16 protein-coding genes are annotated in these 22,710 nt (G+C 59.3%); 9 read left to right on the top strand and 7 right to left on the bottom strand.

The features are described 5' to 3' along the window. Nucleotides 1–69 precede the first annotated feature (69 nt). The gene (locus ACYZUC_RS20555; protein ID WP_461990027.1) at nt 70–4,656 is read left to right on the top strand and encodes a dermonecrotic toxin domain-containing protein; all 4,587 of its coding nucleotides are present in this window, start codon (nt 70–72) and stop codon (nt 4,654–4,656) included. Between the two features lie 3 nt (nt 4,657–4,659). Here ACYZUC_RS20555 and pdxR read toward each other — a convergent pair whose 3' ends face one another. Next, nucleotides 4,660–6,210, bottom strand: a complete 1,551-nt coding sequence (gene pdxR / locus ACYZUC_RS20550) for a MocR-like pyridoxine biosynthesis transcription factor PdxR (protein WP_461990025.1) — start codon at nt 6,208–6,210, stop codon at nt 4,660–4,662. Nucleotides 6,211–6,300: 90 nt separating this feature from the next. On the opposite strand from pdxR, the gene ACYZUC_RS20545 reads away from it, so the two are divergent. Genes ACYZUC_RS20545 through ACYZUC_RS20535 form a run of 3 tightly spaced genes read left to right on the top strand, consistent with a single transcriptional unit; the run spans nt 6,301 to nt 8,069 of the window. Further along, the gene (locus tag ACYZUC_RS20545; protein ID WP_461990024.1) at nt 6,301–6,924 is read left to right on the top strand and encodes an FMN-binding negative transcriptional regulator; all 624 of its coding nucleotides are present in this window, start codon (nt 6,301–6,303) and stop codon (nt 6,922–6,924) included. A 9-nt stretch (nt 6,925–6,933) separates the two neighbouring features. Beyond that, entirely contained in the window at nt 6,934–7,380 is a 447-nt protein-coding gene (locus ACYZUC_RS20540; protein WP_461990022.1) for a GNAT family N-acetyltransferase, read from the top strand. A 17-nt stretch (nt 7,381–7,397) separates the two neighbouring features. Further along, complete coding sequence (locus ACYZUC_RS20535) at nt 7,398–8,069, top strand: GNAT family N-acetyltransferase (protein ID WP_461990020.1); 672 nt, start codon at nt 7,398–7,400, stop codon at nt 8,067–8,069. Between the two features lie 112 nt (nt 8,070–8,181). On the opposite strand, the gene ACYZUC_RS20530 is transcribed toward ACYZUC_RS20535, so the two are convergent. Continuing rightward, on the bottom strand, nt 8,182–9,081 hold the full coding sequence (locus tag ACYZUC_RS20530; RefSeq protein WP_461990018.1) for a homocysteine S-methyltransferase family protein: 900 nt from the start codon (nt 9,079–9,081) through the stop codon (nt 8,182–8,184). 112 nt (nt 9,082–9,193) lie between these two features. On the opposite strand from ACYZUC_RS20530, the gene ACYZUC_RS20525 reads away from it, so the two are divergent. The 3 genes from ACYZUC_RS20525 to ACYZUC_RS20515 all read left to right on the top strand — a co-directional run bounded on the left by ACYZUC_RS20525 (nt 9,194) and on the right by ACYZUC_RS20515 (nt 13,139). Next, complete coding sequence (locus ACYZUC_RS20525) at nt 9,194–10,015, top strand: ABC transporter substrate-binding protein (protein ID WP_207284982.1); 822 nt, start codon at nt 9,194–9,196, stop codon at nt 10,013–10,015. Next, entirely contained in the window at nt 10,012–10,848 is an 837-nt protein-coding gene (locus ACYZUC_RS20520) for an amino acid ABC transporter permease (protein WP_461990016.1), read from the top strand. Before ACYZUC_RS20525 ends, ACYZUC_RS20520 begins: the two co-directional genes overlap by 4 nt. A 233-nt stretch (nt 10,849–11,081) precedes the next feature. Further along, entirely contained in the window at nt 11,082–13,139 is a 2,058-nt protein-coding gene (locus ACYZUC_RS20515) for an autotransporter outer membrane beta-barrel domain-containing protein (RefSeq protein WP_461990014.1), read from the top strand. Nucleotides 13,140–13,328: 189 nt separating this feature from the next. Here ACYZUC_RS20515 and oadA read toward each other — a convergent pair whose 3' ends face one another. Together oadA and ACYZUC_RS20505 are read right to left on the bottom strand one after the other, a co-directional pair. Next, nucleotides 13,329–15,137 carry a sodium-extruding oxaloacetate decarboxylase subunit alpha gene (oadA, locus tag ACYZUC_RS20510; RefSeq protein ID WP_461990012.1) on the bottom strand — a complete coding sequence of 603 codons (1,809 nt, stop codon included), beginning with the start codon at nt 15,135–15,137 and terminating at the stop codon, nt 13,329–13,331. An 11-nt stretch (nt 15,138–15,148) separates the two neighbouring features. Then, nucleotides 15,149–16,564, bottom strand: a complete 1,416-nt coding sequence (locus ACYZUC_RS20505; protein ID WP_008030739.1) for an acetyl-CoA carboxylase biotin carboxylase subunit — start codon at nt 16,562–16,564, stop codon at nt 15,149–15,151. A gap of 190 nt (nt 16,565–16,754) precedes the next feature. Between ACYZUC_RS20505 and ACYZUC_RS20500 the strand changes: the two genes are divergently transcribed. Beyond that, on the top strand, nt 16,755–17,717 hold the full coding sequence (locus tag ACYZUC_RS20500; RefSeq protein ID WP_109626852.1) for a LysR family transcriptional regulator: 963 nt from the start codon (nt 16,755–16,757) through the stop codon (nt 17,715–17,717). Here ACYZUC_RS20500 and ACYZUC_RS20495 read toward each other — a convergent pair. Both ACYZUC_RS20495 and hexR read right to left on the bottom strand, forming a co-directional pair. Further along, the gene (locus ACYZUC_RS20495) at nt 17,659–17,868 is read right to left on the bottom strand and encodes a PA3496 family putative envelope integrity protein (RefSeq protein WP_008030742.1); all 210 of its coding nucleotides are present in this window, start codon (nt 17,866–17,868) and stop codon (nt 17,659–17,661) included. The genes ACYZUC_RS20500 and ACYZUC_RS20495 overlap by 59 nt on opposite strands. 214 nt (nt 17,869–18,082) lie before the next feature. Then, nucleotides 18,083–18,949, bottom strand: a complete 867-nt coding sequence (hexR, locus tag ACYZUC_RS20490; protein WP_008027445.1) for a transcriptional regulator HexR — start codon at nt 18,947–18,949, stop codon at nt 18,083–18,085. 353 nt (nt 18,950–19,302) lie between these two features. On the opposite strand from hexR, the gene ACYZUC_RS20485 reads away from it, so the two are divergent. After that, entirely contained in the window at nt 19,303–19,617 is a 315-nt protein-coding gene (locus tag ACYZUC_RS20485; protein WP_461990010.1) for a hypothetical protein, read from the top strand. A 59-nt stretch (nt 19,618–19,676) separates the two neighbouring features. Here ACYZUC_RS20485 and ACYZUC_RS20480 read toward each other — a convergent pair whose 3' ends face one another. Continuing rightward, a complete protein-coding gene (locus ACYZUC_RS20480; RefSeq protein WP_461990008.1) occupies nt 19,677–22,544 on the bottom strand; it encodes an EAL domain-containing protein in 2,868 nt (955 codons plus the stop codon). Nucleotides 22,545–22,710 lie beyond the last annotated feature (166 nt).

Raw genomic sequence — 22,710 nt, 5'->3', positions numbered from 1 at the left:
CCCGCCCGATACCGTCCCCTGATCCAGCGCTGCGCATTCAACCGCAGCGCACTCAATCAGGAGACGACCATGCCCGATAACGCTTCCCCGAGTGCAGAAAATGTACTGACCCAACTGGTCACCGGCCCCTCGATCAGAGAGGTCGCAGCGACTGCATTGGCGCCAGCACTCAACGCGCTTTACCCGCAGTTGAAGATAGATCCGACGCTCGCCACGGTCGTCACCCCGACCTGGGTCGATACCGGCAGCGATGTCGTGCCGGGCAATAATCTGTATGAATCGCTCACCGACGTGTTGGTGCGGCTCGGGTTGTCGGGTTCGACGGTGACGTTCATCGATGGCGAGCATTTCCTGACCCTGCAACCGGGCGCGACCCCGCCGGCTCAACTGCCGGTGAACATCACGGCCATCGGTTCGCTGATCAATACGCTCGCACCGCAGCTGTTCATCGCCTATCAGCAACAGCAACTTGATTACTGGAATCAACAGACAAGCCCTTCCACCCCGCGCTGGCATCAGCTCTCGCAGGCGCTGCAGGACATCTGGAACCTCGACGAGGCCACCGATTGGGATGCCGATCAAAAGGCAATGGCCCTTGCCGTGTTCACTCATCCGGATCGGGCAGCACGGCGCTCACAGGACAAGTACCTGACCAAGGCCTGCCTGATCGATACCGAACACGTTGAAAGCGCACAGAGCAAACATCTGCGGGTGCTGGATGTCGCGGTGTTTGTGGGCACGTCGGGCAGTCGAACCCTGGTGCTGACCCACTCGATTACCGAAGGGTTCAGGCGTTACGGCTCTGTTGCGGCACTGGGCGAAACATTGTTTGCAAACCCTGGGGCGTCGAGCACCGGGCAGACGCTGCAATGGCGCCTGTATGAACCCGAGGGCAATTTCTTCCATCATCAGGCGTGCGCGCTGATCGCACTTGAAGCCGAAGCCATCGGTGCCTTCAATACATTCCAGAGCGCTACGCCAACCAGGTTTTCACCGCAAATCAGCGCAGCCGCAAAAAGCTTCACTGAATTTGAAACCCTGCCTTCGTCGCGCTTCAGCAAGGTTCAAGGGTTACTGACAGGCTGGCTCAGCAACGCATCGTCAGCGGACCTGACCCGTTACAGCCGACACCTGATGGACCTGGCGCAGTTGCGGGAGCAGGACGCTGGAAAAACCTTTAACGAAGGCATCGCTTCACTGCCGGAATTTGCCCTGAAAACCCTGCAAGAACAGATGCTCAAGGATCATCCAACGGTAGCGGACCTGAATCTGAAGGACATTCAAATCAGCATCACCAGCGTCATCGTGCTGGGCGCTGTCGTGGTCCCCGGCAAGACGCAGACCGTTACGTTGTCGCTGATCGAATTGGCACTGCAAAACCTGATTGCCGTTCCGTTGGGCAACAAGACGGTGCAGTACAAAAACGGCGACCCTGTACCCGCCTGGATGACACCCGCCTACCTCGAAAAACTCGTGACCCAGGTCGATATCGGCGCGGTTTACCCGGCGCTGATCAAGCGCAAGCTGCTGGATGACTCGCGAGAATCGTTGCGCCGACAAGCGCTCTACACGCGTCATCTGCGCACCCAGTTGCCCTTGCAGGCGCTGCAACACAAGATGCGCGGCGAAGCCGGCATTGATGAACGAGGCTACCAGTACGTCAACGCAGCCCTGCAGCAAAGTGCGGCCGATCGCCGGGTGAACGGGCAGGAGATTGTCATTCGCCCGTTGGCGCTCATCACCGGTGATAGCGCCGACAGCAAGGGCGACGAAGTTGCCAATATGTTCGTCATCGGTCCGCGATCCGCTGATCAGGGACCGTGTCTGCTCTACCGGCCATTGCTCGTGCCCTCACTGACGCAGTACCCGAACGAAGCCAATCTGCTGTACGCGATCAAGCACGAGAAAACCCTTCGCCAATCGGTCCTGGCGTGGCTGGCCGATGACGTGCGCTTCAACTATTCCCAGTACGTGTTTTCCGGTGAGTTGCCTTCGGTCTGGACCCTGACCCAATTGCTGGTCGATCCCACTTCAGCGCTGGGCAAGATGGGTGCGGTGTCGCTCAGTGCGGCAGCCCTTGATGATGATTCACTGGCGCCGCTGTTCAAAGCCAATGCCAACGCCATGATCACCTTGGCTGACCGCCAATCGGTGTCCAATTCTCAAGCTCGCTGGGAAACGCTCAAGCACGGTGCATGGATGCTGTTCAACGTCGCCTTGCCCTTCCTCGGGCGCACTGCCGGGGTTGCCGCGTGGATCTGGCAGATCATGGACGACTTGCAAGAAATCACCGATGCCGCAGAAAGCGAAGACAGCCAGCTCGCCTGGGCTGCCCTGACCGATTTGCTGTTGACGCTCGGCATGGTACTGGCTCATCGGGCTGCCGCTCGCCATAAACCGGTCTCGCGGTTGGCGGAGAAACTCGAGCCGTCACCGGTCACACCGCCCATCAAGCCTGCGCAGAAAATCACGGTCACTCGCCTGCCCGACCTTAATCAACTGCCTCACACCCATGAGACGTCTTTGCACGCCGTCGCCACGCTGCCGCCTGTAGCGTTGGGCACCTTGCTGGATGAACTGGCCATTGCCGAACCCAAGGGAATGGCCGTCGCCTCCAGCGCGCCCGGCCCTCGCCAGCACCTCAATTCACTTAACGGAAAATGGTATGCGAAGGTCGGCCAGCGATGGTTCGAAGTCACCCTCAACGACAATAACGACGTGCAGATCATTGACTCGCGCCAGTCCCCCACGCGCACCGGGCCGTTGCTGATCAAGAACGCCAACGGCGAATGGTTTATCGATACGCGGCTGAGGCTGCGGGGCGGGGGCAAGGAAAAGCAACGGCTGGAACAGCAAAACAAGCAGCGCCAGGCTGAACTGAAACAGCAAATGATCGCGTTCGAAAGCCAGGTCAAAAGCCGGGAAACAGAACTCAAGGAAGCTGAAAAAAACGCGAAGGCTCCGAGCGCCACCGCCACCCATCGTCGCTTGTACCTTGAAATGCTCGACGCGCAGATGTCATTCATCAGCGCCAACATTGAACAGATGAAAGCATTCAATGCTCGCGAAGCCATTCCCAATTTCCGAAAAGCGATGATCAGTCGCCTGGATTTCCAGCTATCGCTGCTGGAGAAATGGTTCGACCACCAGCGTCCTGTTTTCGACAATCAAATGCGTCTCTCCCTCAATCTTCTCGACACACAACCAACGGAAAACACGCAGGCCGCCCGACAGTCCTTTCAACGCATGAGCGATCTGACCGAGGGTTACATCAACAAAATCGAATTCGCGCAATCGCGCTTCGAGCAACTGAACCTGCTCGGCAAAGAAGCCGTGGAAGTGATCCGCGACGTCAAGGCCAACATGCCGACGTTCGATTTACAGGACCTCAAACTGTTCCAGATCACGCTGGCCCAGGAGTTGTGCCTCGACCCCTCGGCTGCGCTCACGCTTGAAGCTCGCCCGGCGCTGGAGAGCATTGTCGAAAATGCAGCGCTCGCCATTCAGGCTTCACTGGATTTGGCCGCTGACGAAGACGTGTTGCGCTTGCCGGGGCGAATCGAGGGGCTCAGTGACCTGGTGGAGCAACTCACGATCACCGATCAGCGCATCATCGACCTGCCCGGCGAGTTCCCCGGTCAGTTCCTGCAACCCTCGCTCGACCTGATGCGCCAACGTATCGACGCGTTTCAACAGCGCACCGTGAAGCACCTCGCGAGCCTGCTGCGCGAGCGCCAGGCGCTCGAACCGCAACCTGGCCCTTCCCGTCTGCCGACCGCTCCTGTCAAACGCATCATCAAGACCCGTTACAACGGCACGGTGGTCGGCCAACTGCGCGCCGATGCGGTGGCGGACGGATCAGAACTGGTCGACGTAACCTCGACGCTGACAGGCAAAGTCATCTCGACCTTTCATGAGAAAACCCCGGGTGTCTGGGTTGAACGAGTGGCCGCGAAACCGGTTTCCCCTGCCGTCGTCCAACCCGATTTGGGTACAAGCATTGTTCAAGGTCAGGCAATGCTTGACGGGCTGGAGGCGTTCATCCGCCGAACGGACGCCCATTCAAAAGGGGCGCGGCGAATTCCCGTAGAAATCGAGGAGATGTTCCATCAACAGGCCCATCGAATGCAGGACGCCGCCAAGGCAATCGACGAGGCGCTGATTTCCAGCAACGCCACCGATGACGGTCCGGGGTCTGCCGTGACACTGGTCAAGCAGCTGAATGACGGAGCAACCCGGCTCTACAGTCAGGGACGCGCAACGCGAATCAGCATGACAAAACTACAGCCGCCGACGGCAGAGCGGGTCCAGTGGCTGCAAAGCGAAGGTCAGGTCGACATCGTCAGGAACCCCGGCCGACGCTTGCTCAAAAGCCGTAAAAAAGACTACCTCGAGGAATATGAAGTCCGTGACCACACCAGCAAAAATGTTCTGTGGTATGCACACTTTCACTACGCGCAGCCCGCGTCGCCTGTCCAGACGTTCACGGCGGCGCATCTGAAAACCGTGCAGCAACGGCTGCTGGGCGGCGCATCCGAGGCGCGCAGTGCGAATGACGATCTCCACGCGATTGCGATTTATCGCAGCGAAATCAGCCCACAACTGGCAACTGCACTGTTTTTCGCGAAGGTGCTGCCATCGGCCTCAAAATCGTAAGCCTTAACGCCGCCAGACCTTTTCCAGTCGCCCGAGTGCGGTGCTGATGGCCGCCTCGGGCACGGCCGCGAAACCCAGGACCAGCCCGGCACGCTGGTCCACCGGTTTCTGCGAATCCGGCAACCAATAGCTGCTCAGCGCATTGATCTCGACATCGACGCTGGCGGCTTTTTCTATCAACTCGTACTCGCGCACCTGTGAGTCGACCGCCACCGTCAGATGCAACCCTGCCGCGACACTCGGCAGGCTGCCAATGCCGGGGATGTTCTGCGGCCAGCCCGCGAGCAAGGTATTGCGTCGACTCAGAGCAGCACGGCGCATGCGGCGGATGTGCCGCTGGAAATGCCCGGCGGCCATGAACTCGGCCATCACCGCTTGGGTGCTGACTTCGGAATGCCGAACGTCCACCGCTCGACGTTGAGAAAACGCCTGCACCAGTGCCGGCGGCAACACCAGATAACCCAGGCGCAACGCCGGGAACGCGACCTTGCCAAAGGTTCCGACGTACAAGACCCGGCCCTGCCGATCGAGTGCCGCCAACGGCGCCAGGGGTGCGCCGCTGTAACGGTATTCGCCATCGTAGTCGTCCTCAACGATCCAGCCTTGGTTGCGCTCCGCCCAAGCGAGTAATTCAAGACGCCGCGCCAGGCTCATCACCACGCCGGTCGGGTATTGATGCGAAGGCGTGACATAGGCCAGTCGACAATCGCTGAGCCGGGCCAGTTCGGTGCAGTCGATGCCCTCGCTGTCCACCGCCACCCCATGCAATTTTGCCCCGGCCACGGCGAACGCATGACCCGCCGCCCGATACCCCGGATTTTCAATCGCCACCCCGTCGCCCGGCTCCACCAGCAGCTGTGCACAAAGGCTAATCCCCTGCTGTGCGCCGCTGGTGATCACTATTTGCTCAGCCGTGCACTGCATCCCCCGCGAACTGCGCAAATAAGCGGCGATCAGGCCGCGCAAGCGCTCATCGCCCGCTGGATCGCCATAACACAGCTGCTGCAAATCCGGTTTACGCCAGAAAGCCGCATTCAGCTTGGCCCACACCTCGAAGGGAAACAGGTCGAACGCCGGAACGCCCACCCGAAAAGCCCGAGGCGGACCGCTGGGCGGCGTGGCCAAATGGTTCTTTTCAACGCGCCCCAGCGCTCCGCTGTGGATAACTTTACTGGATGGACCCACAGGTAAATCCAGCCAATTTGTGGATAAGACTGTGGGTAACCCTGTTGACAACCCTGTGGATACTTTTGTGGATAGTTTTTTCGTGGGCAAGGCCGCTTGAGGCAATTGCGCGACATAAGTCCCGTCCCCGACACGCCCCTCGATGAAGCCCTCTGCGTAAAGCTGATCGTAGGCCCGAACCACGCTGTTGCGGGAAATCGCCAACGCCGCCGCCAAGTCCCGGCTGGCCGGCAATCGTGTGCCACTGGCCAGCCGCCCGTCGAGCACCCGCAGGCGCAAGGCCTGATAGAGCTGGCGACTAAGACCCTGACGGCGGTCAAGTTCGATACCGGCGGGGTTGAACGACAGGGAAAGCGGCGCTTCGCTCATGGCAATGGACCTATGAAATTGGTCGTTAATGGCTCTTACAACAGACCAATAGCCTGCCTAGGATGGACGCATTCGCCAAGGAATTTTTCCATGTACAACCCCAGCGCCTTTGCCATCAAAGATTTGCATGAACTGCAGCAGCAGATACTCGAAACGCGCCTGGCCGTGGTGATCACCCACGACGAGCAAGGCTTGCAAGCCAGTCACCTGCCGTTGTTGTTCAGCCCCGACCAAGGTCCGAATGGCACCCTGTACGGTCATTTCGCCCGGGCCAACCCGCAATGGAAGGCACTGCAAAACGGTGCCGAAGCGCTGGTCATTTTCGCCGGTGCCGACGCGTACGTCAGCCCGGGCTTTTATCCGAGCAAAGCCGAGCACGGCAAAGTCGTACCGACCTGGAACTACGTCGCCGTACACGCTTACGGCACCGCAGAGGTTTTCAGCGATGCCGACCGCCTGCTCAACCTGGTCAGTGCGTTGACCGATCGCCATGAAGCCGGTCGCGCCCAACCATGGACAGTCGCCGATGCACCTGCCGACTACATCGACGGCATGCTCAAGGCCATCGTCGGGTTTGCCCTGCCGATCCAGCGCCTGGAAGGCAAACGCAAACTCAGCCAGAACCGCAGCACCGCAGACATCGCCGGTGTGCGCGAGGGGCTCGCCGCCAGCCCCGACGTGCACGACCAGGCCCTCGCCCACTTGATGCGCTAAGGATTGAACATGAGTCAGATTGAAATCCGCCAGGTCACCGCTGATGATCACACTGCGTGGCTGCCGTTGTGGCAAGCCTACCTGCGCTTCTACAACACCGAACTGCCTGAGGCGGTCACTGACAGCACGTGGCAACGCCTGCTCGACTCGAATGAACCGACTCATTCGGCATTGGCGTGGCGCGACGGCAAAGCGGTCGGGATGGTGAACTTCATTTACCATCGGTCGAACTGGAGCATCGAAAACTCCTGCTACCTGCAAGACCTGTTGGTAACACCCGAAACCCGCGGCACCGGCGTCGGCCGCAAACTGATCGAATTTGTCTACGCGACCGCCAAAGCGGACGGCTGCTGCAAGGTCCACTGGTTGACCCACGAAACCAACGCCACCGCGATCCAGCTCTACGAGCGCATCGCCGAGCGCCCTGGTTTCATCCAGTTTCGCAAAGCCCTTTAAGGTTCAAGGAGAACGACATGACGACTTCACTCGCAGACTGGAAAGGCGTCCCGGCGCCAACGGTGCAAACCATCGAAGGGCGCTTTATCCGCCTGGAAAAACTCGACCCGGCGCGCCATGGCGACGGTTTGTTCAAAGCCCTGCAAGGCCCGGGCGCCGACCCGAAACTCTGGGATTATTTGCCTTACGGTCCTTTCCCGGAGCGCAGCGTATTCAACGACTGGCTGAACAACCACGCTGCCAACAGCGACCCGTATTTCTTCAGCGTGATCGACCGTGCCAGCGGCGATGTGCAAGGTATTCTCAGCTTGATGTCGATCGTTCCGGCACAAGGTCGCATCGAGATCGGCCACGTCACATTTGGCGCGCCGATGCAGCGTTCGCCGAAAAGTACTGAGGCGGTGTATCTGCTGGCGAAAGAGTCGTTCGCGCTGGGCTATCGGCGTCTGGAGTGGAAATGCAACAACGGCAACGCGCGTTCCAAGTACGCGGCGGAGCGGTTGGGGTTCAGTTTTGAAGGGGTGTTCCGCCAGCACATGGTGGTGAAGGGGCAGAACCGGGATACCGCGTGGTATTCGATTCTGGATTCGGAATGGCCGGTGGTCGGGGCGGGGTTTGAGCGGTGGTTGAGTGATGAGAATCAGACGGGGTCGGGGCAGGTGAAAACTCTGGCGGAGTGTCGCGGGTAAATCAGCGGCGCCCGGACGGACGCCTTCGCGGGCAAGCCTCGCTCCTACAGGTTTGTTGGAGCGTTCAAATTTGCGCAAAACCTGTGGGAGCGAGGCTTGCCCGCGAATGGCTTCACGCCAATTTCTGGGCAAGCACCGCAATATGCTCCGGCCCAATCCCGCAGCACCCACCCAAATGGCTGGCACCGCGCTCTTTCCAATCCGCCGCCCAATGCAGGTAGCCCGGCGGGTCCAGATCGTCGCGCAACGGGTCCAGACCGTCATTGGCTGTCGCCTCTTTCGGTTGCGGCGGGAAGGCATTGGCGTACGCGCCGATGTGAATCTTCACCCCCAGACGCTCGAAAGTTTCTCGCGCCGCATCAATCGCCGCACCGATCACTTCCGGCTGGCTGCAGTTGAACAGCAACGTCTCGACGCCCAACTCCGCAGCCACCGTAGCGGCTTGCGCCACAGGTTCGCCGGAACGCAAACGCGGGACTTCGTCCGCGTCCTCATCCTTCAGGGTAAACGACAGCCAGAACGGCTTGCCGTCCTTCGGCAGACCGGCGTGAATCGCTCGCGCTTCCACGATCGAGCTTTGGGTTTCGGCCAGCCACAGGTCGACATGCGGGGCCAGCCCCTCAACCAGCGGCGCGAGCAATTCCGTCACCCGACCTGCATCGAACAAATCCGGACGATAGGAACCGAACAACGGCGGCAATGAACCCGCCACACGTACCGGTTTGCCCGCAGCGTCCACCGCACGCCTGGCCAACTCCCCGGCCAACGCCGCGAGGGCTCGACCCTCAGCCGCAAAACGTTCTTCACCAATGTGAAAAGGCACCACCGCATAGCTGTTGCTGGTGATCACGTTCGCGCCGCTTTCGATATAAGCCGCGTGCACCGCCTCCACAGCCTGCGGCGCTTCGCTCAAGGCCAGCGCCGACCATTCAGGCTGTCTGAATGGCGCACCCCGGCGTTGCAACTCACGACCCATGCCGCCATCCAGAATCACTGTGCTTGCTACGCTCATATGCTTTTTACTCATATTCTTATGAAAATAACTCACTACCGGAGTCGTTCTTATAACTATTTAATACGCACCATCCGGTTAATAACAACCATTTTTTTATCAGGGGTCGACTGTGAAACTTCAACCACTACTGGCCCTGGGCCTGACGATTCTGGCTGCCTCCACCCAAGCCTTCGGCGGTGCCACGCTGGACCGCATCGAGCAAAAGAAAGAACTGGTCGGCGTGCTGATGGAAAGCTATCCGCCCTTCTCGTTCCTCAATGACCAAAACCAGCTCGACGGCTTCGACGTTGATGTGGCCAAAGCCGTGGCCAATAAACTCGGGGTCAAACTGCGCCTCGAAACACCTTCCTGGGACGTGATCGCCGCCGGCCGCTGGAGCGGGCGCTACGACATTTGCATCTGCTCCATGACCCCGAGCAAGGCCCGCGCCGAAGTCTTTGATTTCCCGGTCGAGTACTACGCCTCGCCCGCGGTGATCGTAGTCAACGCCAAGGACGACAGCATCCACAACGCCAAGGACCTGAGCGGCAAGAAAGTCGGCCTGACCAGCGCTTCCAGCTACGAAAGCTACCTGAACAAAAACCTGGTGATCGAAGGCGCCGAAGACACGCAGTTGCAGTACCCGTTTGAAAACGTGCAGATCGCCCCGTACGACACCGACAACGTGGCGTTCCAGGACCTGGGGCTGGGCGCCGGCGTGCGACTGGATGCGGTCCTCACCAACCTGGTCACCGCGCAGCCGCGCCTGACCGAAGACAAACGCTTCAAGCTCGCCGGTGAACCGCTTTACTCGGAGCCGAACTCGGTGGCCATCGAAAAAGGCGATGCTCAGTGGGACGCCAAGGTGCGTGACGTCTTCGCACAGCTGAAACAGGACGGCACCCTGAGCAAACTCTCGCAAAAATGGATCGGCGCCGACATCAGCAAATGACTTCCTTCCCCAACCCTCCTCAGCCACCACAACCGGTGGCTGAGTCTCGGCTGCAACGGATCTTCGGTTTTCGCACGCGGCTGTACCTGACCTGGGCGGCAATGCTGGGTCTGTTCGCCAGTTTCTTCCTGAGCTTCGACCTGAAGTTCTCGATCATCCTCGACAAGCTGCCCAACCTGATCGGCCTGCACCTGGCGCCGAACGGCTTTCTGCAAGGCGCGGCGCTGACCCTGTTTTTATGCCTGTGCTCGATCGTTGCGTCGTCGCTGCTGGGCTTCATCACCGCCCTCGCACGGCTGTCGAAAAGCGCCGTGGCCTTCGGCATTGCAAGTTTCTACGCCTCATTCTTTCGCGGCACTCCGCTGCTGATCCAGATCCTGCTGATCTACCTCGGCCTGCCGCAACTCGGCATCGTGCCGGGCGCCGTCGTCGCCGGCATCATCGCCCTGTCGCTGAACTACGGCGCGTACCTGAGCGAAATCTTCCGCGCCGGCATCCTCGGCGTCCCCCACGGCCAGCGCGAAGCCTCGCTGGCACTGGGCATGCGCGAAACCGTGATCTTCTGGCGCGTCACCCTGCCGCAAGCCATGCGCACCATCATCCCGCCGACCACCAACCAATTCATCTCGATGCTCAAAGACTCGTCACTGATCTCGGTGATGGGCGTTTGGGAGGTGATGTTTCTGGCGCAGTCGTATGGGCGCTCGAGCTATCGCTACATCGAGATGCTGACGACGGCAGCGGTGATTTACTGGGTGATGTCGATTGGGTTGGAGCTGATTCAGGCGCGGATGGAGCGGCATTATGGGAAGGCGTATTTAGGCCGTAGCTAGGCAAAAGATCCCCGTCTTCGGGTATGGGCACTTCTGACTTCTCTAACATTCGTTGAGAATTCCTGTAAGAAAAAGCGCCTTGGCAAAACCGATAAATACGGCCATCCCCATTTGACTGTTCTTTTTCCACGCAACCATCCGACGCCACCTGCATCGCTGCCGGACGCAGCTGACATCGGCACACATAGCCTCCCTTTTAGAGTTTGGCCTCCTGTCAAAAGAGGCCGAATTCGATGCCCGTTCAACACAAATACCGACCCAAACACCTCGCATTTTCGATAGCACTTGCCGTGGGCTGCGCTGAGTTTGCGGCGGCCCAACAAACCAGTACCGATCAAACTTCCGCACCTTTCGAAACGTCCGAAGACTTGATTATGGAACTCGATGCGTTCATCGGAGCTGCCGATACCCACCCCCACTTGATCACCAAAATCGCGGAGTGGCGAAATCTGCAATTGGATGAGCGTAACGATCTGGTCAGCGTCCTTTCCGGAGGGGGCATTACCAAGCGACTGGACGGAGGTGGTGGCATCAACGTCATCAGACTCGATCACACCAAAGGGGGCACGTTGGGTGAAACCCGGGATTTTGCTGGCCTGGATATCAAACAGGGTACGTGGACCCTGAATGGCGGCAAGGACTCCGGAGACTTCCAGATCGGTGCCTTGGTGCGTCCTCAGGCGATGCTCACCAATAACGGACATATCCAAGGGCGCGCAGTCGCTCAAGGCGCGTTGGTGAACAACGGCAGCATCGGCGAAAACGTCGAGGTGTATGAGTCGGGAACCTTCAGTGGCAAGGGCCGCGTAGGAGGGCTGGACGTAAGCGGCGGGCTTGTCGTCAATCGACAACTCGGCGCACCTGTCGTAGCGGGCGACATGAAACTGTCCAGGACCGCAGTTCTGACCTATGAAGTAAATGCCGATGGCCGAGGTGAGACGATCAAAGTCGATGGCACGGCGAGCCTTGGCGATGCAACCCTGAAAATTGCCGCAACTGGTGATTTTCCGCAAACCAACCAGTACACCCTCATTGAGGCGACCAACGTCGTGGGGCGTTTCGGCGACATCGAAAACAACCTTGTTTTCATGACGCCTGAACTGAATTACGACGACCCGAGAATTGTCAGCCTGACTTACGCACGTAACGATGTACCTTTCGAGAGCATCGCGGATACGGAAAGTGGCAAGCAGTTCGGTGCCAGCATTGAAGAGCCAGCGGCCACCCAGACCGAACAAAGAACACCCAGCACAGCCAATGCCGCCGTCACCGCCCTGCTCGGATCCGATCGAGCTACCGCCGCCCACGCGCTCGAAATACTGGCCGGTGACAGCAACGCCAACCTCGCCAAGGCGACCTTGAACAGTGACAACCCGATAAGCGCCACCCTGCTCTCGGCCATGCGCCAGCTCGATAGCACCAGTGTTTCCAATAATAAGAATGGCGCGCCTCGTCTGGCAGCTGGCAGCGATGCCAATGGCCGAGTCTGGCTCCAGGCGCTGGGACACAGTGGGAAACTGGATCGCGACTATGACCCGCTACAGCACTCCACCCACGGATTGGTGTTAGGTGCCGACTGGAAAATTGATGAGCAATGGCGTCTGGGCCTGATGGGCGGCCAATCCCGCACTCGCCAGAAGAGCCGCGAGTTGGACGGCAATCTGGATAGCTGGCACTTGGGGGCTTACGCACTTCGCCAGGACGGGCCAATGTCCCTGCGCTTGGGCGCGACTTACAACAACCATGATGGGAGCAGCACGCGCCGGGTCGAATTTTACGGTTTCAAGGATCGACCCAAAGGCCGTTACGAGGCCAACACCCAACAAGCCTTTGCAGAGTTGGGTTACAACCTTGGCCGCGCCAGCGTCATCATCGAACCGTTTGCCAGTCTTGGGTACCAGCGTTATCAGCGCGACAGTTTCACTGAAAAAGGAGGCGATGCGTCGCTGAAAGTCCACGATCAATCCGAGGAAAACTTCAGCAGTACATTCGGTCTGCGTCTGGCGAAGCTCAATATGCTGGATAACGGAATGCAACTGACGCCGCGTTTCAGCGCAGGCTGGAAACACACGTATGGCAAGGTCTACACAGAAACTAGGCAACGCCTCGTTACCGGCGGCAACGACTACAGCGTCTACAGTGCGCCGCAGGATCGGGACAAGCTGATGGTCGATGCGGGCGTGGACCTCAGGCTTTCCGCACGTAACACGATTGGAGTGGGGCTCACGGGTGAAATGGGCAGCGATAGCCGCAGTCATGGTGTAGTAGGCCAGTGGCGGATGGCGTTCTAATCAACCACTGACATTCCACCATATCTGCTCGCGATAGCGGAGGATCTGCCAATGAAGGGGCTGAATGTCACACCGTAATCGCGAGCAGGCTCGCTCCCACATGGGTCATGTGGTGCCTTGAATAGCAGGAAAAAAAAAGGGGAGCACATGCCCCCCCGAGGTTTAAAGCGTTGTATCGAGGCTGTTAACTCAGCCTTCGATCTCGATCAGAATTTCGCCCGGGTTGACCCGGTCGCCCTTGGCCACGTGGATGGCGGTGACTTTGCCGGCGATGGCTGCCTGCACTTCGGTTTCCATCTTCATCGCTTCGGTGATCAGCACGGCCTGGCCGGCTTTCACAACGTCGCCTTCCTTGACCAGCACGTCGACGATGTTGCCCGGCATGGTGGTGCTGACGTGGCCCGGCGCAGTGGCTTGCTTGCGCTTGCTGCTGCCGCCGCTGACGAATTCGTTGAGTGGTTCGAACACCACTTCTTCCGGCATGCCGTCGATGGACAGGTAGAAGTGACGCTTGCCTTCAGCCTTGACGCCGACACCGGTGATGTCGACGCGGTAGGTTTCGCCGTGGACGTCGATGACGAACTCGGTAGGCACGCCTTCGCCGCCGGCAGAGGCTACGCCGCCCGCTTCCGGAATCGGCAACAGCACTTCTGGAGTGAGGGTGCCGGCAGCGCGTTCCTCGAGGAATTTGCGGCCGATGTCCGGGAACATCGCGTAGGTCAGCACGTCTTCTTCGGACTTGGCCACGGCGCCGATTTCGGCACGCAGCTTGGTCATTTCCGGCTTGAGCAGGTCAGCCGGACGAACGTCGATCACTTCTTCGCTGCCGATGGCCTGGCGACGCAGTTTCTCGTTCACGGTGCCTGGTGCCTTGCCGTAGCCACCTTGCAGGTAGAGCTTCACTTCGTTGGTGATGGTTTTATAGCGCTCACCGGCCAGCACGTTGAAGAACGCCTGGGTGCCAACGATCTGCGAGGTCGGGGTTACCAGCGGCGGGAAACCGAGGTCTTCACGAACGCGCGGGATTTCGGCCAGCACTTCGCTCATGCGGTTCAGAGCGCCCTGCTCTTTGAGCTGGTTGGCCAGGTTGGAGATCATGCCGCCCGGTACCTGGTTGACTTGCACGCGGGTGTCGACGGCGGTGAATTCGCTTTCGAACTGGTGGTACTTCTTGCGCACGGCGTAGAAGTACAGGCCGATCTCTTGCAGCAATTCCAGGTTCAGGCCGGTGTCGAATTCGCTGCCTTTAAGGGCGGCGACCATCGACTCGGTGCCAGGGTGGCTGGTGCCCCAGGCGAAGCTGGAGATCGCGGTGTCGATGTGGTCGGCACCGTTTTCGATGGCCTTCATCTGGCACATCGCAGCCAGGCCAGCGGTGTCGTGCGAGTGAATGAACACTGGCAGCGATTGCTCGGACTTCAATGCCTTGACCAGTTCGCCAGTCGCGTACGGCGTCAACAGGCCAGCCATGTCCTTGATCGCCACGGAGTCGCAACCCATGGCTTCCATTTGCTTGGCTTGCGCGACGAAGGCCTCGATGGTGTGCACCGGGCTGGTGGTGTAGGCGATGGTGCCCTGGGCGTGTTTGCCGGCGGCTTTCACCGCTTCGATGGCCACGCGCAGGTTACGCACGTCGTTCATGGCGTCGAAGATGCGGAACACGTCGATGCCGTTGACCGCAGCCTTGGCGACGAAGGCTTTGACCACGTCGTCGCTGTAATGGCGGTAGCCCAGCAGGTTCTGGCCACGCAGCAGCATTTGCAAACGGGTGTTAGGCAACGCCGCGCGCAATTGGCGCAGACGCTCCCACGGGTCTTCTTTGAGGAAGCGTACGCAGGCGTCGAACGTCGCGCCGCCCCAGCATTCCAGCGACCAGTAGCCGACTTTGTCGAGCTTGTCGCAGATCGGCAGCATGTCTTCGGTGCGCATGCGGGTGGCGAGCAGCGATTGGTGGGCGTCGCGCAGGATTGTGTCGGTAACGTGGATTTGCTTGCTCATTGTTCTTTTCCTCACAGGCCTGCGTGGGCGGCGATGGCGGCGGCGATGGCCAGGGCCAGCTCTTCGGGTTTGCGCTTGATCGAGTAGTTGGTCAGTTCAGGGTGGCTTTCAACGAAGCTGGTGTTGAACTGGCCGCTACGGAATTCCGGGTTACGCAGGATTTCCTGGTAGTACGCGGCGGTGGTCTTGACCCCTTGCAGACGCATGTCGTCGAGGGCGCGCAAGCCACGGTCCATTGCCTCTTCCCAGGTCAGCGCCCACACCACCAGTTTCAGACACATGGAGTCGTAGAACGGCGGAATGGTGTAGCCGGTGTAGATCGCCGTATCGGTACGCACGCCAGGACCGCCGGGTGCGTAGTAACGGGTGATCTTGCCGAAGCTCGGCAGGAAGTTGTTTTTCGGGTCTTCGGCGTTGATCCGGAATTGCAGCGCGAAACCGCGATGCTGGATGTCTTCCTGTTTCACCGAAAGCGGCAGGCCGGACGCGATGCGGATCTGCTCACGCACGATGTCGATGCCGGTGATTTCTTCGGTGATGGTGTGTTCCACCTGCACCCGGGTGTTCATCTCCATGAAGTACACCTCGCCCTCGGCGAGCAGGAACTCCACGGTGCCGGCGTTTTCGTAGCCCACTGCCTTGGCTGCGCGCACCGACAGGTCGCCGATGTAGGCGCGCTGTTCCGGGGTCAGTTGCGGGCTCGGGGCGATCTCGATGAGTTTCTGGTTGCGGCGCTGGATCGAGCAGTCACGCTCGAACAGGTGCACCACGTTGCCAAAGCTGTCGCCGAGGATCTGCGCTTCGATGTGTTTCGGGTTGACGATGCATTTTTCCAGGAACACTTCCGCCGAACCGAAGGCCTTGGTGGCTTCGGAAATGACCCGAGGGAATGCTTGTTCAAGTTCTTCTCGGCTGTCGCAGCGGCGGATACCACGGCCACCACCACCGGAAGTCGCCTTGAGCATCACCGGATATCCGATGCGGTCACCTTCGACCAAGGCTTCGGCGATGTCCGCGACGTTGCCCTCGGTACCCGGGGTGACGGGTACGCCAGCCTTGATCATGCTGCGACGGGCTTCAGTCTTGTCGCCCATACGGCGAATCACTTCAGCCGATGGACCGATGAACTTGATGCCGCGCTCTGCGCAGATATCTGCCAGCTCAGCGTTTTCCGAGAGGAAACCGTAGCCGGGATGCAACGCATCACAACCGGTTTCTACTGCCAGATTCACCAGCTTGCGCGCATTCAGGTAACCGGCCAGTGGCTCGGCACCGATGCTGTGGGCTTCATCCGCACGCTTCACATGCAAGGCATGGCGGTCGGCGTCGGAATAGATCGCGACCGAGCGAATGCCCATCTCGGCGCAGGCTCGCACGATTCGTACGGCAATCTCACCACGGTTGGCGATCAGGATCTTTGTTATCACTTGGAATTTCCCTTGAGCCGGTGGTACCCACGACCTGCTAGACCAGGTCGACGCGTGACCAAATGTTTCAATTCAGTCGCAGGCCCACACTAGCCCCCGCAAGGGATTAACAAAAATGATTAATTATTGGGTCAGGCATAAGTAAAGACTTATAGTTGATGCATCAGCCTGCGGCGGGAGCTTTCAGATAATGCGTAAGTCATTGATGCGTATGACATTGCGTCAATTGCAGATCTTCAATGAGGTCTGTGATTTACGGTCTTACAGCCGTGCGGCGGACGAAATGTCGCTCACACAACCTGCCGTGAGCCTGCAGATTCGTCAACTTGAGGAGCTGATTGGTCAGCCTTTGTTCGATTACGTCGGCAAAAAACTCTACATGACCGAAGCGGCTGAAGCGCTTCAGCGGGCCAGCCGGGATATTTTCGGGCGCCTGGAAAACCTCGACATGCAGCTGTCGGACATGCAGGGATCACTGCAGGGGCAACTGAAACTGGCGGTGGAATCCAGCGCCAAGTATTTCGTGCCACACCTGTTCGCCGCGTTCAAACGCCAGCATCCGGAAGTGAACCTGCAACTGACCGTGGTCAACCGTGGGCAAGTGATCCGCCGCCTCTCCGACAACCGCGACGACCTGGTGATCATGTCCATGGTGCCGCAGGACATGGGGCTGGAGTTCCTGCCGTTCCTCAACAATCCGATCGTGGCCGTGGCGCCGCCGGATCATCCGTTGTGCCATATGGGGCCGTTGCGCTTGCAGGACCTCGAACCCTACACGCTGCTACTGCGCGAACCCGGCTCGGGTACGCGACTGGCGTGCGAAGAGTATTTCAAAGAGAAGCGCGTGCATTTCAACCAGACCCAAGAGGTCTCATCGGCCGAAGCCCAGCGTGAATGTGTGCTGGCGGGTCTGGGCGTTGCGCTGTTGACGCGCCACGCCCTGAACCTGGAGTTGGCGACCGGCGGACTGATCGAGTTACCGGTCGAAGAACTGCCACTGTTTCGCAGCTGGTGCCTGGTGCAGGCCAAGGCCAAACGGCTGTCGCCGGTGGCCCACGCATTCCTTGCGTTTATCCGCAGCGAACGGGTGCAGATCAGCGCCCTGGTTGAGCGTTTCGACGGGAAGTTGCGGGAGCTGCCTGCCAGTAGTTGAGTTCCAGCTCGGGAAAATCACCGATCTCGGCCAGCAACTGGCGGCGTTCGCAGCGATCTTCGATGGCGCGACGAAATTCCATGCGGCGCTGGTCTTCTTGCTGACGACGGGTTTTGACGGCGCTGTTGCGTTCTTCGTAGGGCTGGGCCATTTCGAGTCTCCCAAGGCGATTACGGGAGTTACAGGATGGGCGCGAGGGATGACGGTTTGGCGGCTTGCGCGTTACAGGCAGATGAAAGTTGTCGGATTTGAAAACGCCTTCGCGGGCAAGCCTCGCTCCTACGGATATGCGCTGTCTGTAGGAGCGAGCGGTGCGGCGATCCGACTTGCCCGCGAATGAAGGTCGGTACGACCTTACGACGACGTCAGTCGTCGAGGGCTTTCACCGATTTGGGCGACAACCGCAAGCTACGTAGGCTGCGCTTGACGCTCTTGAGGTGGTTGACCAGGCTCGGCCCGCGCGCCATGGCTACGCCCATCGCCAACACGTCGATCACCACCAAATGGGCGATGCGCGAGGTCAGCGGCGTATAGATTTCGGTGTCTTCGTGCACGTCGATGGCCAGATTGACGGTCGACAGCTCGGCCAACGGTGTCTGGCTCGGGCACAAGGTGATCAACGAGGCGCCGCTTTCGCGCACCAGGTTGGCTGTGATCAACAGATCTTTGGAACGCCCGGACTGGGAAATGCAGATCGCCACGTCAGTCGGCTTCAAGGTGACCGCCGACATCGCCTGCATGTGCGGGTCGGAATACGCGGCTGCCGTCAGCAGCAAACGGAAGAATTTGTGCTGGGCATCCGCCGCCACCGCACCTGACGCGCCAAAACCATAAAACTCGACACGCTGGGCCTGGGACATCAGCGACACCGCCCGCTGCAACTCCACCGGGTCGAGCTTCTCGCGAACCTCCATCAGGGTGTGCAGTGTGGTGTCGAAAATCTTCAGACTGTAATCGGCGACCGAATCGTCTTCATGGATCGCGAACTGGCCGAAGCTCGCACCGGCGGCCAGGCTTTGCGCCAGCTTCAGTTTCAGATCCTGAAACCCGGAACAACCGATGGCGCGGCAGAACCGCACGATGGTCGGCTCGCTGATGCCCACGCTGTGGGCCAGGTCGGCCATGGAGCTGTGCATCACCGCCGCCGGGTCAAGCAGCACGTGGTCGGCGACCTTGAGCTCCGACTTGCGTAACAGGTGGCGTGACTGGGCGATGTGTTGCAGCAGATTCAAGGGGCTGGACTCTTTGTTATTGGCAGGCGCCGGGGATGTAGCAAGCTTGTAGTTATACTACATGAATCGGCTTTTTGCCTGCTCAATGCGCAACCGAATCCCTCGTTTTCAGGCGTGCGCGCTTCATGTAGCACTCATTATCAAAGCTGCGGCGCAACCGAAGCACACCCTCAGGCTAACAACCCTCCCTGATCGACTCACTCAAAGCAGCAGGGTCTTAGTTGCTACAAGAGCAAAAAAGCAAAACACTCAAACTTACAAATGCAAATAACAACCCTCTTCCAAAAACAACTTCATCTAGTTACCTTGATCGTGCAGGAAGCAATCAAACTTAATTAAAGGAGTTACACACTATGAGCATTAAAACCAAAGACTGGACCGCACAAATTGACCGTATGCCTGGCGCAGCTTCTTTCCGCGCTTTCGGCACCGTAACCGTTGCACACGCAGGCATTACCCCTAAGCTGGTAATGACCGATCTTCAGGATAAATCCTTTGATCTGCGACTGGAGTTGCTGCTTGAAAACTCCAACGAAATTTCGCTGCAAGTTGAAACAGACAAAGTTGTCGAATATAAAGCGCTGGGCAACTCCAATGTTTCCGGCGTGAGCATTTTCTATAAAGGTGAAAAAATTCACCACATCGATAAAGTTCTGATTACAAACTAAGTCTATAAACACCTTCCCGTCATTTTAGTGGCGGGAAGGTGTGATTGTGCGACGCACGTTCAGTAGGCGGATTGCGCTCGCAGAAGGTCCGCCAACCCACCCGCTTCTATCGGGCGACTGATCAAATACCCCTGCACTTCATCGCAGCGCTCAGCCTGCAAAAACTCGAGCTGCTCCGACCGCTCCACGCCTTCAGCCACCACCTTCAACGACAATCCGTGGGCCATTGCGATGATCGCCCGGGTGATCGCCGCATCCACGCTCCCCTCCCCCAGGCCGCGAATGAATGCCTGATCGATCTTCACGTAATCCACCGGGATGCGCTTGAGGTAGCTCAGGGACGAATAGCCGGTGCCGAAATCGTCGATGGCCAGCTTCACCCCAAGATCACGTAGCTGCTGGAACGTCGCGATGATGTGCTCAACGCTGTCCAGCAACTGGCTTTCGGTAAGCTCCAGTTCGAGGTAGTGCGGTGCCAGGCCGGTTTCTTCCAATACTTGGCGCACCAGACTGACCAGCTTGCCCTGGCGCAATTGATGCACCGACAAATTGACCGATACCCGAATCGGTTCCAGCCCCTGACGTTGCCATTCGCAGGCTTGCCAGCACGCCTGACGCAACACGAACTCGCCGATCGGGCCGATCAGCCCGGTTTCCTCGGCCAGGCCGATGAAGTCCGACGGCGGCACGCGGCCCATGGTCGGGTGATCCCAGCGCACCAATGCCTCGGCGGCATTCAGCCGGCCTGTGGCGAGGCAAAGCTTGGGTTGGTAAAACACTTTCAGTTGTTTTTCTTCGATGGCTTTACGCAGCTGGTTTTCCAGCTGCAAGCGCTCAAGCGTGCTGGCTTGCAGACTGTCGGTGTAGAACTGGAAATTGTTGCCGCCCAAGTGTTTGGCGTGTTGCATGGCCATGTTCGACTGACTCACCAGCGCGGAGATTTCCCGTGCGTTGTCCGGCAACATGCTGATGCCCATGGACGCGCTGACCACCAGCTCATGCCCATCGACCGTCACCGGCAAACGCAGCTTGGCCGACAGGCGAGTCGCCACCCGCGCCAGGCTCGAAAGGTTGCCGTAAGCGTCGAACAGCACGGCGAACTCATCGCCGGACAATCGGGCGATGGTGTCTGCTTCCGGCAGAGCATTGACCAGCCGCCGGGCCATTTTCTGCAACAGCTGATCGGCGATTTCATGACCAAGGCTGTCGTTGAGCAACTTGAAGCGATCAAGGTTTATGTGCAACAACGCCAGACTGCGCCCGCCCTGGCGCACGCGCTGATGGGCTTCACGCAACCTTTCGCGGAACAACGAACGGTTGGCCAGGCCAGTCAGTTCATCGTAGTGGGTCAAGTAGCGCATGCGCTCTTCGGATTCGCGCCGCGCCGAGAGATCGGCGAAGAAGCCGACGATATGGCTGACATTTCCCCGCGTATCGCGCACGGCGTTCAATTGCAGCCATTGCGGATACAGCTCGCCGTTCTTGCGCGTTTCTACCAGCTCGCCCTGCCAACTGCCGTGTTGCTCCAGCGCCTGATGAATCGCCCCGTAGTGGCGACGGGCATCGCGACTGCACGGCAGCTCCACGACGTTACGCCCGAGCATGTCGTCGATGTCGTAGCCCGTTAAGCGGCTGAACGCCTGGTTTACCGCGATAAGTGCGTAATTCGGATCGAAAATCATGATGCCTTCGCTGGCGGCCTCGAACACCGTCGCCGCCAGTTGCTGCTGGGCTTCCAGACTTTTGCTGGCGCTGATGTCGCGGCGGGTGCCGACCATGCGGATCACCCGACCACTGTCACTGCGCTCCACCGCTCGACCGCGGTCCTCGATCCAGACCCAATGGCCATCTCCATGGCGCACGCGGTATTCAATCTGGTAGTCCTCGCTGCGGCCCTTCAGATGCTCGACCAGTGCGCGTCTCAGCGACGGCAAGTCCTCGGGATGCAGGCGCGGCTTGAGGTGACGCAGCATGGCCGTCACGAACTCCGGCTCCAGGCCGAACAATTCTTGAATATGGGTGTGATGGACTTCGTCGGTCTGCAGGTTCCAGTCCCACAGCCCCAGCTCGCTGGCCTTCAAGGCCAGCGCCAGGCGCGCCTCGCTTTTGCTCAGGGCCTGGTTGGCAGCATCCAGCTCAAGGCTGCGCTGGGCGACGCGGCTTTCCAGTCCGATCTGAATTTCTCGCAACTCGTCTTCGGCACGACGGCGCTGATCGATTTCTTTGGCCAGATCGTGGTTCAACTGGTCACTACGGCTCTGGGCCTGCTGCAAGTGCTCGATCAATGCCTGATTCTGGAAGCGGCGCAACAAGCCGCGATCGATCAGCCGATTGACCTGCCAGGCGACCACGCTCAACGCCCCCAGCAAAATCAGGCCGAACCAGCCCCAACCCTGCTCCTGCTCCTCACCGCCCCAGAACAGATAAGCGATGGCCGGTAACAGGCACGGCAAGGTGAAGGACAAGAAGGCTGGCAGGCTGACGGCGTAAGCGACGCTGGCCGAGAGGGCTGCCGCGCCGATCAGGCCGAACACCCAGGCTTGCTGGATGAAGTTGTCGGCGGGCACCAGGGCAATACCGGCGCCGGCCAGGGTCAGGCCGGTCATGGCCGAACCGAGTAAAAACATGCGACGCCAGACCGGATGGGCCTGGCGGTTGGGAATGGCGGAGTCGAAAGCGGCGACCTGAATCACCCGCAACGCTACCAGCGATAACAGCCACACCAGCCAGACGCTGACCAGGAAGTAGCGCTGCGGACTCCAGAGCAGTCCCGCACACACCAGGCCATTGATCAGCATGAACAGCGTCGGCAGCAGCGAGCCTTGATAAAGCAGGCGCGTGCGTTCGACCGCCATTTCCATGGCGTACTGTTTGCGGATAACCCGGGGCTCCACAGTGGGGCCCGACAGGTCGGAGCTGAGGGTCATAGGCAATGTTCTTGTTCTTATAATGGTGAGCATGAGCCCGAAACGTGGACGGAGCATACACAAGCCAATGCCCTTACCAAACTGCTCCAGATCATAATTTCTACAAAAGCCCGGAACCCTTTTACCCCCTGAAAACGCTGCAAGCGAGCCCCGCCAACGCCTGCAG

It is taken from the genome of Pseudomonas sp. GT1P32, from assembly GCF_054897805.1.
The sequence above is the reverse complement of the archived record's forward strand: the minus strand, read 5'-3'. Positions and strand labels throughout refer to the sequence as shown.